Raw genomic sequence first — 13,325 nt, 5'->3', positions numbered from 1 at the left:
CCCGGCGTTACAACTCCGGAACAAACCCCTCAAACCGCGATCCTTTGTAACTCAGCGTTCCTTTCTCTCCCACCGTCAGCTGGTGGTACTGCTGCGCCTCCAGGCGGAAGGTTATCTCCAGGCCGCCCGTTTCCGGCTTAAAGCTCGCTTCATAACGCATTGTTGTGCCCGCAGGCGTCACCTGCTGCTGGCGCGAGCGGCGGTCATTGAGCGGCTTTTCGCGTTTGTTCGTCACCACCACGCGCTTTTGCATCAGCGGCGCGGCATCGCTATCCGCCTTCTCGCGGCGCTGCTGCACGAAGCGGAACGAGGCGGCAATGACGATAATCACCACCACGATAATGAAAAACAGCGGCATCTTGCTCATTCAACTATCCCATCAGATTATGCGGAATTCAGGATACCCTGCCTTCCCCGGCATTGCCAAACGCCCGCCCGCGTCACTACACTGGATCAGAAACTGATTATTCAGACTTAACAGATACAGGGAGTTAATATGCTTTGGTCATTTATCGCTGTCTGTTTTTCCGCATGGCTTTATGTCGATGCGTCGTACCGTGGTCCCACCTGGCAGCGCTGGCTGTTTAAACCCGTCACGCTGTTGCTGCTCCTGCTGCTGGCCTGGCAAGCACCGATGTTTAATGCCGTCAGTTATCTGGTCCTCGCCGGGCTGTGCGCCTCTCTGATTGGCGATGCCTTAACCCTGCTGCCGCGCCAGCGCCTGCTGTATGCCGTAGGGGCGTTTTTCCTGTCGCATCTGCTGTATACCATCTACTTCGCCAGCCAGATGACGCTCTCTTTCTTCTGGCCGCTGCCGCTGGTCCTGCTGGTGATTGGTGCCCTGCTGATCGCGGTGATCTGGTCGCGTCTGGAAGAGATGCGGTTGCCGATCTGCACGTTTATCGCCATGACGCTGGTGATGGTATGGCTGGCAGGTGAACTGTGGTTCTTCCGTCCGACCGCTCCGGCGATGTCCGCATTCTTCGGGGCCGCGCTGCTGCTGATTGGGAATATCGTGTGGCTGGGTAGCCACTATCGCCGCCGTTTCCGGGCGGATAACGCGATTGCCGCCGCCTGCTACTTTGCCGGGCACTTCCTGATTGTGCGTTCGCTGTATATCTAAATAACGCTTGACTCTGGAGTCGACTCCAGAGTGTATGCTGCGGTTAATGAGAAAATTATCATTGCCGGAGACTGCCATGTCGACTCCAGAAACACCCAAAAAAGTCCCTCAATTCTCGGCGCTTAAGCTCAGTCCCGTTCCGTCGAAAGATGGCTGCTGCTGCGAAGGCGCGTGCGAAACGCAAACTCAAACGCTTCCTGAAAGCGGCAACCGCTACAGCTGGGTCGTTAACGGCATGGACTGCGCCGCCTGCGCCCGCAAAGTGGAAAATGCGGTGAAACAGGTGCCGGGCGTCAGCCACGTTCAGGTGCTGTTCGCCACCGAAAAGCTGCTGGTTAGCGCCGATAGCGACGTCAGCAAACAGGTTGAAGACGCGGTAAGCAAGGCGGGTTACAGCCTGCGTAGTGAAGCCGCGCCCGCGGAAAAAACCTCTTCACTGAAAGAAAACCTGCCGCTCATTACCCTGATCCTCATGATGGCCCTGAGCTGGGGGCTGGAACAGATCAACCATCCGTTCGGCAACCTGGCGTTTATCGCCACCACGCTGGTCGGGCTGTTCCCGATTGCCCGTCAGGCGCTGCGTCTGATGAAAAGCGGCAGCTGGTTCGCCATTGAAACGCTGATGAGCGTGGCGGCCATCGGCGCGCTGTTTATTGGCGCGACGGCAGAAGCGGCGATGGTATTGCTGCTGTTCTTAATCGGTGAACGTCTTGAGGGCTGGGCGGCGAGCCGGGCGCGTAAAGGGGTCAGCGCGCTGATGGCGCTGAAGCCGGAAACCGCCACGCGCGTAGTAAACGGCACGCGTGAAACGGTCGCCATCACGACCCTGCGTCCGGGCGACGTGATAGAAGTTGCGGCAGGCGGACGCCTGCCTGCCGACGGCGCGCTGCTTACCGCCACCGCGAGCTTTGATGAAAGTGCCCTGACCGGTGAGTCCATTCCGGTTGAACGTGCCGCAGGTGAAAAAGTGCCTGCTGGCGCCACCAGCGTCGACCGTCTGGTGCAGCTCACCGTGCTTTCCGAGCCGGGTGACAGCGCCATCGACCGCATCCTGAAGCTGATTGAAGAGGCCGAAGAGCGCCGCGCGCCGGTCGAACGCTTTATCGACCGCTTCAGCCGCATCTACACGCCCGCCATTATGCTGGTTGCCCTGCTGGTCACCGTCGTCCCGCCGCTGTTCTTTGGCGCGCCGTGGGAGGGGTGGATTTATAAAGGGCTGACGCTATTGCTGATCGGCTGTCCATGCGCGCTGGTCATCTCCACCCCGGCGGCCATTACCTCCGGGCTGGCGGCTGCGGCACGTCGCGGGGCGCTGATTAAGGGCGGCGCGGCGCTGGAGCAGCTGAGTCAGGTGCAGCATATCGCCTTCGATAAAACCGGTACGTTAACCATCGGCAAGCCGCAGGTCACCGGCGTGTATTCGCAGGGCATCAGTGAAGACGAACTGCTGACCCTGGCCGCCGCCGTTGAGCAGGGCTCCACTCACCCGCTGGCGCTGGCAATTGTGCGGGAAGCGCAGTCGCGCGGGCTGAATATCCCACCGGCAACCGCTCAGCGGGCGCTGGTAGGCTCCGGGATTGAGGCCACCGTTGACGGTAAAAAAGTTCTGATTGTCGCGGCGGGCAAGTCTTCTCATCCAGAGGTGGAGGCGTTAGAACAGACCGGACAAACTGTCGTGACCGTTATGCAGAACGGCGTCGCAAAAGGGATGCTGGCGCTGCGCGACACCCTGCGCGATGACGCAAAAGAAGCCGTGGCGGCGCTGCATCAGCTGGGCGTGCAGGGCGTGATTCTCACCGGCGATAACCCTCGCGCGGCGGCAGCGATTGCCGGTGAGCTGGGGCTGGCGTTTAAAGCCGGATTACTGCCGGCGGATAAGGTCAGCGCGGTAACGGAGCTGAACGCGCACGCCCCGCTGGCGATGGTCGGAGACGGGATTAACGATGCCCCGGCGATGAAGGCATCCACCATCGGCATTGCGATGGGCAGCGGCACCGACGTGGCGCTAGAGACGGCGGACGCGGCGCTGACCCACAACCGCCTGACCGGACTGGCGCAGATGATCGCTCTTGCGCGGGCGACGCGTGCCAACATCCGCCAGAACATCGGCATTGCGCTGGGGCTGAAGGGGATTTTCCTGGTGACCACCCTGCTGGGCATGACCGGACTGTGGCTGGCGGTGCTGGCGGATACCGGCGCGACGGTGCTGGTGACGGCGAACGCGCTGCGGCTGCTGCGTCGCCGGTAAAAAAACGCCCGGTGGCGCTGACGCTTACCGGGCCTACATATCCTGCTAAAACGTAGGCCGGGTAAGGCGAAGCCGCCACCCGGCTTTTTTTATAAGAAGTAGCTCATCGCCAGCCCTAAAAACAGCACCAGACCGACGTAGTTATTGTTCATAAACGCCTTGAAGCAGGCGTCGCGTTCGCGCTTCGCAATCAGCTTTTGCTGGTACGCAAACAGCAGCCCCGCCACCAGCACCGACCAGTAAAACGCCCAGTTCAGCCCGTTCAGGCGGCCAATCGCCACCATCAGCGCCAGCACGGCGACCTGCAGAATCCCGATAATCAGCTTGTCCTGACGGCCAAAGAGGATGGCGGTGGATTTGATGCCAATTTTCAGGTCATCGTCGCGGTCAACCATCGCGTATTGCGTGTCGTAAGCCACGGCCCAAAGTATGTTCGCCAGGAACATCAGCCAGCAGCTGAGCGGTAAGGACTCACTAACTGCCGCAAACGCCATTGGAATCGACCAGCCAAACGCTGCGCCCAGCACCACCTGAGGCAGGTGGGTATAGCGCTTCATAAACGGATAAACCCAGGCCAGTGCCAGCGCCGCAACGGAAAGCAGTATGGTCATGGTGTTCAGGGTTAACACCAGCAGGAAAGAGAGCAGCACCAGAACAGCAAACAGCACGCGGGCTTCTTTCCCGGTCACCTGCCCGCTGGGTAACGGACGACCGGCAGTCCGCTTTACATGGCCGTCGAATTTACGATCGGCATAATCATTGACCACGCAGCCCGCTGCGCGCATCAGCCAGACGCCAGCAACAAACACGCCGAGGATCCACAGCGGCGGCACGCCCGGCGTGGCGACCCACAGCGCCCATAAGGTCGGCCACAGCAGCAGTAACGCGCCAATCGGTTTATCGGTACGCATTAAGCGGTGATACGCCAACAGCTTATTCTGCGTCAGGCTCCACTCCATTTTTTCTTCCTCTTAGTACAACGGTGATGCCGGTAAAAAAAGCTCCGTCAGAATTAACGGTTTACCGCTCAGGCGAAGGCGGGAACGACGCCCCCACAGTTCGGCATCACGACCAATCTCAATAAAATCCCGGGTAAGTTCTGACGAGGTGAAGAGGTAACGCCCCAGCGGCGTTTTCCCCAGACGCTGCAGCGCCAGCTCGGGCCCGGAAAGGGTGGACTCGGGCACCACCGTCCGTCCGGCAAGCCACGGCTCGCCGTCAGCGCAGAGTAAAATTTCACGCAGCCAGTAACGTGGCTCGTGCGGCAGCAGCGGCAGCTCGTTGGCGATCTCATCGCCGGAGACAAACCCTTCCTGAATCAGGGTCACCGTGACCGTTTTTCCCTGCTGCTCAAAACGTTTTGTCATGGAATCTTCCAGCAACAGCCAGTCCAGCTGCTGCGGATCAAGCGCAGGTATTTGGTCGAAATAGCGCAGCGCACGCAGTTGCGTTAGCGCAGGGTGTGACATGCCAGACTCTCCGATACATAACGTACAGGCATTGTATCGCAGAAACGCGGATTGAGGGGGGCCAAACGTTATTTAACGATCACGATCGCAACAAGAGTGCAACAGCCCGGCGGAGACGAAAAAAAGTGCGCCCACTCAGGCGCACCAAACGACTAACAAATCAGCATTGTGGGGAAACGGTTACCCCTTGCCTTTTACACTGCTGATAAAGGTGGAACGGGCAGTGGTTGAACCTAAACGTTCGGCTTCATCAAGCAGCTTCAGCGCTTTATCGACATCGCCGCGCTTCACCGCCTGCTTGATGGCATTGTTGAAGTATTCTTCGGTGTCGTTCAGTACCGGCTCCGCTTTCTTCGCCGGGGCCGGCGCTGCGGTCGCTACCGGTGCGACTGCCGTGGCAGCGGGCGCAGTATAGGCAGGCGCAGCGGTGTTGCCCACGGTGACAGGGCCGGTACCGGAGGAGCCAAACAGCGGGCCGACCAGGACGCTGGACGCACTGCTGGTCGACACTTTCAGCTTCACAAGGCCGTCAGTGGTGTGGCGGGCGATCGGATCCGGGATATCCGGTGCGGCGTTACCTACGCCTTTGGCATAGGCCTTCGCAGGATCAAGCAGCGTGGTGGTTTGCTGCAAATCTTTTTCCGTGGTGAAGACGAGTACATAAATTTTCTGCTGACCCAGCGCAGGCGTCAGGCGCATTACCCCTTCCAGGCGATCGGCGCTCATGACACCCGGTTCCTGATAGGTAAAATATTCGCTCGGGAAGAACGCAGAAGGCGTCATGTTCTGGTCAAGAATCAGCACGTTCGGCGCAAAGACGCTGGTCTGTTTATTGACTTCACTGGAGAGCGTTAACGTCAGTTCGCCAATGTTAGCGGGCACGCTGTACGCGACCACCGGACCACTAATACCCGGAACATTAAGCGGTTGCCCACCCGTCGAGAGCTGGGTCGTTTGGGCTTTAGATTGATCGACAGGCGTCCAGACCAGCTGTTGCAACGCAGCTGCCGGAATGGCCGGCGCGGATGTTGTGTTTTGCGGAACGAAATTCACATTAGCGAGCGTTACAGCAGGCGCGCTCGCCAGCAACCCTGCGGATAAACAAAGGGCAAGGAGAGTTTTGTTCATTTTCATTGTTATCACCTCAAAATGCACAGGTCAGCGGTAGCCAGGCAATAGCGCGCCGTCCCAAGGATTGAGGGGCTTGCGCCCCTCAGTTTGGTCATTACGTCAGATTAAGACGGGATTACCACCAGATTTCCATCTGGGCGCCGAAGGACCACTCATCGTTGTCACCACGGCTGTAGGTTGTGGCTTTGGTATCGCTTTTTGCAATGCCGTTGTCATAACCCCATTTCTCATCCCACTTCGCGTAAGTTGCGAAGACACGGATCGCTGGACGGGACCAGATGCTGTTACCGGCCTGCCATTGCTGTGCAAGGGTAATTTTGTACTGGTTGTTGGTATCGTCAGTTTTCTGCGACTTAACGTTGTCGTAGCCAACTTCAAGCAAGGTGCTCATGATTGGCGTCCATTTATACATTGGGCGCACACCCACGGTGTACCAGGTCGTACCGTTGTTGTCGTCACGATCGATATCCTGATACATACCGACGTACATCAGATCCCAGCTGTCACCCAGAGAGATCGCACCGTGGTCGAGAATACGAACCAGGGAACCGTTGTTGTTAATCTTGTTATTTACAACACCAATTTCAGCGTCTTTGTCATAGTTGTTGCCGGTGAAGGAACCCTGCGGAATACCTTTGCCCTGAGTGGTCATTGCATCGGTAGCGTACTGGACAACAAACTTGTTGTAGCCTTTCAGCATGCTCTGGGTATGTTCAGCGGTGAACATCCAGCCATCTTTAGATGCGCCGTCAGCGAAGCTGTAACCGTCAGTTTTGTTAGCTCGGCCATAGTCAACACCCAACTCCAGCGTGCCGCCCGGGTTGATTTCCATCTGCGCCAAGCGCACATCGAAGACGTCGTTAGCGGTGTCTTTGAAGTCATGATAGATATCGTTGCTGGTGAAGATGTATGAGCCGCCTGCTTCCTGAGAACGGGTCGCTGCCAGAGACAGTTTACCGAAGCCCAGATCGACGTTTTCGATACCGGCACCAGGACCTGAAATATCCCAGTAGTAGAAGTCGATCATGTGAACGTCATGACGCTGATAGAAGCGCTTACCGGCCCAGATGGTGGAACCTGGCAGCCACTCAATCAGGTTTTTACCCTGCACGTTGGCTTCACGGAACGCCGGGTCGGTAGCTTCCCAGTCGTTCTGTTGCGCCACGGAGTACGCGACGTTGGTGTCGAAGTAGAAGCTCTTGTCGCCTTCTTTCCACACTTCCTGGCCCAGCTTCAGTTCCGCATAGGTTTCACATTCGTTACCCAGACGGTATTTACTTTGGGCACCGGTTGCCTGGAAGCACTGCTGTTCGCCGCCACTACCCGTCCAGCCGATACCGGAACGAGCATAACCATGGAAATCCACGGCCAGTGCCTGAGCAGACATTACGCCCGCTGCGACGGCAACTGCCAGAGGAAGTTTGCGCAGAGTAATCATCATTCTATCTCCTGAGATCATTGCTTTTCTTTGAACACTTCACCTGTCGGTTTCGTGTCTTCTTTTGGGATTGCTTAAACGCCTGGCTCTTTGTGCAACCGACGACATGCGGTGCCATCCTCACGGAACAGATGGCAGCGCTCTGGCGGCAAGCCGATAGCGAATGTGGCACCCTCTTCTACCAACACCACGTCATTCTGGCGGTAGACCAGGTTCTGACGGATGGCGGGGATCTGGATATGAATCTGTGTTTCGTGACCAAGCTGTTCGACGACCTGAACCTCACCTTCCAGCGTCACATCGGCAATGTGGCTCGGCAGTAAATGCTCAGGACGAATACCGAGGGACATGTTTGCCCCCACCTGTACGTTGGCGCTGTCGACCGGCAGCCAGACCTGCTGGCGGTTTGGCAGCTCCACCTGTACCTGTTCAATGGCTGTCGCGGTCACTTTGACGGGCAGGAAGTTCATCTTTGGCGAGCCAATGAAGCCCGCAACAAAGCGGTCTGCCGGGTAGTGATACAGCTCCAGCGGTTTGCCCACCTGCGCCACGCGGCCGGCATCCAGCACCACAATTTTGTCGGCGAGGGTCATCGCTTCGACCTGATCGTGGGTGACGTAAATCATCGTGCGGCCAAGACGCTTGTGCAGACGGGAGATTTCGATACGCATCTGGACGCGCAGGGCGGCATCCAGGTTGGAAAGCGGTTCGTCGAGCAGGAAGACGCGCGGCTCGGCGACCAGGGTACGGCCAATCGCCACACGCTGACGCTGACCGCCGGAAAGCGCTTTCGGTTTACGCTCCAGCAGGTGCGCCAGCTGTAGTACTTCCGCCACCTGCGTCACGCGCTGGTTAATCACCTCTTTCTTCGCGCCGGCCAGCTTCAAACCAAAGGACATGTTCTCGGCGACGGAAAGATGGGGATAGAGTGCATAAGACTGGAACACCATGCCTACGCCACGTTCGGCAGGCGGGATGTCATTCATTCGTGTATCACCGATCAGCAAGTCGCCGCTGGTGATGGTTTCAAGACCGGCAATCATACGCAGCAGGGTTGATTTACCGCAGCCTGATGGGCCGACAAATACCACGAATTCACCTTCGTGGATGTCCAGATTGATGTCTTTCGACACCACAACGTCACCCCAGGCTTTCGTTACATTACGCAGCTGTACGCTCGCCATGCCCTTCTCCCTTCGTTACAACCTGTCACCGACAGAAACATTCAAGATAAGGTGACTATGGGGGATCCATTACTTTCACGAATCCTCCACCCCCCGGCTTTTTTATGGGGGAGGAGGCGGGAGGATGAGAGAGCAGGCTCTGCGACCGGCGTGGGCGGGCTGAGGCAAAATTCGTGAAGCCGCCTGCAAAATTCAGTGCGTTTTTATGTGCGCCAGCACTCATAACTTAAATTTATGCAACGGAGATCACACAAACGGGGGGTGGGGCGTAGGGGTTGGGAGGATGGAAAGAGGATGTCAAATAAGGAGACTGAGTCACGTTGAACCACTGAAGTCATACCACGAGACATCACCAAAAAGGATGGCAGATATGAATATCAAGACTGGCGCACGCGTTTTCGCATTGTCCGCCCTTGCAGCAATGATGATTTCCGCACCGGCGCTCGCCAAAATTGAAGAAGGCAAGCTGGTTATCTGGATTAACGGCGACAAGGGCTATAACGGCCTGGCCGAAGTGGGCAAAAAATTCGAGAAAGACACCGGCATCAAAGTGACCGTAGAGCACCCGGACAAACTGGAAGAGAAATTCCCGCAGGTTGCGGCAACCGGCGACGGCCCGGACATCATCTTCTGGGCGCATGACCGTTTTGGCGGTTACGCACAGTCTGGCCTGCTGGCTGAAGTCACCCCGGACAAAGCTTTCCAGGACAAACTGTTCCCGTTCACCTGGGACGCCGTTCGCTATAACGGCAAGCTGATCGCTTACCCTGTCGCGGTTGAAGCCCTGTCTCTGATTTACAACAAAGACCTGGTCCCTAACCCACCGAAAACCTGGGAAGAGATCCCGAAACTGGATAAAGAGCTGAAGGCGAAAGGTAAATCTGCCCTGATGTTCAACCTGCAAGAGCCGTACTTCACCTGGCCGCTGATTGCTGCCGACGGCGGTTACGCGTTCAAGTTTGAAAACGGCAAATACGACGTGAAAGACGTGGGCGTCGACAGCGCGGGCGCGAAAGCGGGCCTGACCTTCCTGGTCGACCTGATCAAGAACAAACACATGAACGCGGATACCGATTACTCCATCGCGGAAGCGGCGTTCAACAAAGGCGAAACCGCGATGACCATCAACGGTCCGTGGGCCTGGACCAACATCGACAAGAGCAAAGTCAATTACGGCGTGACGCTGCTGCCAACCTTCAAAGGCAAGCCGTCTAAACCGTTCGTTGGCGTGCTGAGCGCAGGCATCAACGCCGCCAGCCCGAACAAAGAGCTGGCGAAAGAGTTCCTGGAAAACTACCTGCTGACCGATCAGGGTCTGGATGAGGTGAACAAGGACAAACCGCTGGGTGCCGTTGCGCTGAAATCCTTCCAGGATCAGCTGGCGAAAGACCCACGTATCGCGGCCACCATGGATAACGCCCAGAAAGGCGAAATCATGCCGAACATCCCACAGATGGCCGCATTCTGGTACGCCACCCGTACCGCGGTTATCAACGCTGCAAGCGGTCGTCAGACTGTCGATGCCGCACTGAAAGATGCTCAGGGTCGTATTACTAAGTAAGTCTGAAAAACGGCGGGTAGCGCGTGCGCTTACCCGCCCTACGACTACGGCACGATCCGTAGGTCAGGTAAGCGCAGCGCCACCTGACGATAAGATTCCACCGTTGTAGAGGAAGAACCCCATGGATGTCATTAAAAAGAAACGCTGGTGGCAAAGCGACGCGCTGAAGTGGTCAGCGATCGGTCTGCTGTGCCTGCTGGTGGGTTACCTTGTTGTTTTAATGTACGTACAAGGGGAATATCTGTTCGCCATCATGACGCTGATTTTAAGCTCTGCTGGCCTGTATATTTTCGCCAACCGTAAAGCCTATGCCTGGCGCTATGTCTACCCGGGCGTGGCCGGGATGGGGCTGTTTGTCCTGTTCCCGTTGATTTGTACCGTCGCCATTGCGTTTACCAACTACAGCAGCACCAACCAGCTTGCGCAGGAACGCGCGCAGCAGGTCCTGCTGGACCGCTCATACCAGGCAGGCAAGACCTTTAACTTCGGCCTGTATCCCGCAGGCAACGAATGGAAGTTAGCGCTTACTGACGAAGCAAGCGGGAAATACTATGTCTCTGACGCCTTCAAATTTGGCGGCGAGCAGAAGCTGACCTTAAAAGAGGCCCAGGCTCTGCCGGAAGGTGAACGTGCCAACCTGCGCGTCATTACCCAAAACCGTCAGGCGCTGACCCAGCTCACCGCCGTGCTGCCAGACGACAGCAAAGTGATCATGAGCTCGCTGCGCCAGTTCTCCGGCACCCAACCGCTCTATACCCTGGCGGATGACGGCACGCTGACCAACAACCAGAGCGGCGTGAAGTACCGTCCGAATAACGACATTGGTTTCTATCAATCCATTACTGCCGACGGCAAATGGGGTGATGACAAACTCAGCCCGGGCTACACCGTCACCATCGGCTGGGACAACTTTACCCGCGTATTTACCGACGAAGGCATTCAGAAACCGTTCTTCGCCATCTTCGTCTGGACGGTGGTCTTCTCCGTACTGACCGTGATCCTGACCGTGGCCGTGGGTATGGTGCTGGCCTGTCTGGTCCAGTGGGAATCCCTGAAGGGCAAAGCGATTTACCGCGTGCTGCTGATTCTGCCGTATGCCGTACCGTCGTTTATCTCGATTCTGATTTTCAAAGGGCTGTTTAACCAGAGCTTCGGTGAAATCAACATGATGCTGAGCGCGCTGTTCGGCATCAAACCGGCCTGGTTCAGCGACCCGACCACCGCCCGCTCGATGATCATCATCGTGAACACCTGGCTGGGCTATCCGTACATGATGATCCTGTGCATGGGGCTGCTGAAGGCCATCCCGGATGACTTGTACGAAGCTTCGGCGATGGACGGCGCGGGTCCGTTCCAGAACTTCTTTAAGATTACGCTGCCGCTGCTCATCAAGCCGCTCACCCCGCTGATGATTGCCAGCTTCGCCTTTAACTTTAACAACTTCGTGCTGATTCAGCTGTTGACCAACGGCGGCCCGGACCGTCTTGGCACCACCACGCCGGCAGGCTATACCGATCTGCTCGTGAGCTACACCTACCGTATCGCCTTCGAAGGCGGCGGCGGTCAGGACTTCGGTCTGGCGGCAGCGATTGCCACCCTGATCTTCCTGCTGGTGGGCGCCCTGGCGATTGTGAACCTGAAAGCCACGCGTATGAAATTTGACTAAGGAGGGCACTGAACATGGCTATGGTACAACCCAAATCTCAGAAACTGCGCCTCCTGGCGACGCACCTGGGCCTGCTGATTTTTATCGCGGCGATCATGTTCCCGCTGCTGATGGTTATCGCCATCTCCCTGCGTTCGGGTAACTTCGCCACCGGGAGCCTGATCCCGGACGAAATCTCCTGGGAGCACTGGAAGCTCGCGCTGGGCTTCAGCGTGGAACACGCGGATGGCCGCGTCACGCCGCCGCCGTTCCCGGTGCTGCTGTGGCTGTGGAACTCGGTGAAAATCGCAGGTATTACCGCCATTGGTATCGTGGCGCTGTCCACCACCTGCGCTTACGCCTTTGCCCGCATGCGTTTCCCGGGCAAAGCGACGCTGCTGAAAGGGATGCTGATTTTCCAGATGTTCCCGGCGGTGCTGTCGCTGGTGGCGTTATATGCCCTGTTTGACCGCCTGGGCCAGTACATTCCGTTTATCGGTCTGAACACCCACGGCGGCGTGATCTTCGCCTACCTTGGCGGTATCGCACTGCATGTGTGGACCATTAAAGGCTATTTCGAAACCATCGACGGTTCGCTGGAAGAAGCGGCTGCGCTGGATGGCGCGACCCCATGGCAGGCGTTCCGCCTGGTGCTGCTGCCGCTGTCGGTGCCGATTCTGGCGGTAGTGTTTATCCTGTCGTTTATCGCTGCGATCACCGAAGTACCGGTTGCCTCACTGTTACTGCGTGATGTGAACAGCTACACCCTGGCCGTAGGGATGCAGCAATACCTCAACCCGCAAAACTACCTGTGGGGCGACTTTGCCGCGGCGGCCGTACTCTCTGCCATCCCGATTACCGTGGTGTTCCTGCTGGCGCAGCGCTGGCTGGTGAACGGCCTGACGGCGGGCGGTGTGAAAGGTTAAGTTTCATTTTGTTATGCCACTGCAACCCTCAACTTTAGACGTATTGTATTGACCCAACTTGTGACTGTTGTTAGGCGGCCTCCGGGCCGCCATTTTTTTATTCGCGTTTCAGCCGCTTCGAGTTACACAGCCAGAGGGTGATCACCAGCAGCAGGATCGCCGCCGAGTAGATCAGCACATCGAGCGGGGATTTATGATCGACGATGATCAGCCGCACAATCGCGGTGATCCCAATGTAGACAAAATAACGCAGCGGGAAGTGAAAGCCGGACTGAAAATACTTCACAATCAGGGCGATAAATTCAAAGTAGAGAAAGTAGACCACCAGGCCTTCCACCAGCGCATATTTGCTGGTTTGTTCAGGGGCGAACAGCACATCCGCCAGATGCACCGTCTCCTTACCCAAAAAGACGACCAGGATCAGGCCAAGGCTCAGCAGACCGAGGTTCAGCACGGTCTGGAGGACAGTTGAGATAAACTCAACGCGCGGGCGAGTCAGGGATGTCATACAGCACCTCATTCTCCAGGGCGAGGTTTCTGTATAACGCAAAAATGTGACGGGGATCTATATTTTTTGTTTATGTTTGGCGCATTCGCCCG

12 protein-coding genes are annotated in these 13,325 nt (G+C 57.2%); 5 read left to right on the top strand and 7 right to left on the bottom strand.

What is annotated here, in order from left to right:
- Window positions 1-7 precede the first annotated feature (7 nt).
- Window positions 8-367 carry a DUF2500 domain-containing protein gene (locus ACEPLT_RS01260; protein ID WP_232929236.1) on the bottom strand — a complete coding sequence of 120 codons (360 nt, stop codon included), beginning with the start codon at window positions 365-367 and terminating at the stop codon, window positions 8-10.
- A gap of 129 nt (window positions 368-496) precedes the next feature.
- On the opposite strand from ACEPLT_RS01260, the gene ACEPLT_RS01255 reads away from it, so the two are divergent.
- Both ACEPLT_RS01255 and zntA read left to right on the top strand, forming a co-directional pair.
- Window positions 497-1,123, top strand: a complete 627-nt coding sequence (locus ACEPLT_RS01255; RefSeq protein WP_008500086.1) for a lysoplasmalogenase — start codon at window positions 497-499, stop codon at window positions 1,121-1,123.
- A gap of 76 nt (window positions 1,124-1,199) precedes the next feature.
- The gene (gene zntA / locus ACEPLT_RS01250) at window positions 1,200-3,371 is read left to right on the top strand and encodes a Zn(II)/Cd(II)/Pb(II) translocating P-type ATPase ZntA (RefSeq protein WP_232929234.1); all 2,172 of its coding nucleotides are present in this window, start codon (window positions 1,200-1,202) and stop codon (window positions 3,369-3,371) included.
- 89 nt (window positions 3,372-3,460) lie between these two features.
- On the opposite strand, the gene ubiA is transcribed toward zntA, so the two are convergent.
- The 5 genes from ubiA to malK all read right to left on the bottom strand — a co-directional run bounded on the left by ubiA (window position 3,461) and on the right by malK (window position 8,593).
- Complete coding sequence (gene ubiA, locus ACEPLT_RS01245) at window positions 3,461-4,330, bottom strand: 4-hydroxybenzoate octaprenyltransferase (protein ID WP_023293539.1); 870 nt, start codon at window positions 4,328-4,330, stop codon at window positions 3,461-3,463.
- A gap of 12 nt (window positions 4,331-4,342) precedes the next feature.
- Window positions 4,343-4,840: a chorismate lyase gene (ubiC, locus tag ACEPLT_RS01240; protein ID WP_021242729.1), complete on the bottom strand. Its 498-nt coding sequence runs from the start codon at window positions 4,838-4,840 to the stop codon at window positions 4,343-4,345.
- Between the two features lie 180 nt (window positions 4,841-5,020).
- Window positions 5,021-5,974 (bottom strand): maltose operon protein MalM, encoded by a 954-nt coding sequence (gene malM / locus ACEPLT_RS01235; RefSeq protein ID WP_065102829.1) that lies wholly within the window; start codon window positions 5,972-5,974, stop codon window positions 5,021-5,023.
- Between the two features lie 112 nt (window positions 5,975-6,086).
- Window positions 6,087-7,412, bottom strand: a complete 1,326-nt coding sequence (locus ACEPLT_RS01230; protein WP_008500081.1) for a maltoporin — start codon at window positions 7,410-7,412, stop codon at window positions 6,087-6,089.
- 71 nt (window positions 7,413-7,483) lie between these two features.
- Window positions 7,484-8,593, bottom strand: a complete 1,110-nt coding sequence (gene malK / locus ACEPLT_RS01225; protein ID WP_008500080.1) for a maltose/maltodextrin ABC transporter ATP-binding protein MalK — start codon at window positions 8,591-8,593, stop codon at window positions 7,484-7,486.
- Window positions 8,594-8,963: 370 nt separating this feature from the next.
- On the opposite strand from malK, the gene malE reads away from it, so the two are divergent.
- The 3 genes from malE (at window position 8,964) to malG (ending at window position 12,725) form a co-directional block, all read left to right on the top strand.
- Window positions 8,964-10,154, top strand: coding sequence for a maltose/maltodextrin ABC transporter substrate-binding protein MalE (gene malE / locus ACEPLT_RS01220; RefSeq protein WP_008500079.1), 1,191 nt, complete (start codon window positions 8,964-8,966; stop codon window positions 10,152-10,154).
- Between the two features lie 121 nt (window positions 10,155-10,275).
- A complete protein-coding gene (malF, locus tag ACEPLT_RS01215) occupies window positions 10,276-11,820 on the top strand; it encodes a maltose ABC transporter permease MalF (RefSeq protein ID WP_023345256.1) in 1,545 nt (514 codons plus the stop codon).
- Between the two features lie 14 nt (window positions 11,821-11,834).
- Window positions 11,835-12,725 carry a maltose ABC transporter permease MalG gene (gene malG / locus ACEPLT_RS01210; protein ID WP_008500077.1) on the top strand — a complete coding sequence of 297 codons (891 nt, stop codon included), beginning with the start codon at window positions 11,835-11,837 and terminating at the stop codon, window positions 12,723-12,725.
- Window positions 12,726-12,822: 97 nt separating this feature from the next.
- Here malG and psiE read toward each other — a convergent pair whose 3' ends face one another.
- A complete protein-coding gene (gene psiE, locus ACEPLT_RS01205; protein ID WP_021242727.1) occupies window positions 12,823-13,233 on the bottom strand; it encodes a phosphate-starvation-inducible protein PsiE in 411 nt (136 codons plus the stop codon).
- Between the last annotated feature and the right edge of the window lie 92 nt (window positions 13,234-13,325).

The sequence above is a fragment of the Enterobacter sp. fkY84-1 genome, from assembly GCF_052974705.1.
This window is presented reverse-complemented; position numbering and strand designations above follow the sequence as displayed.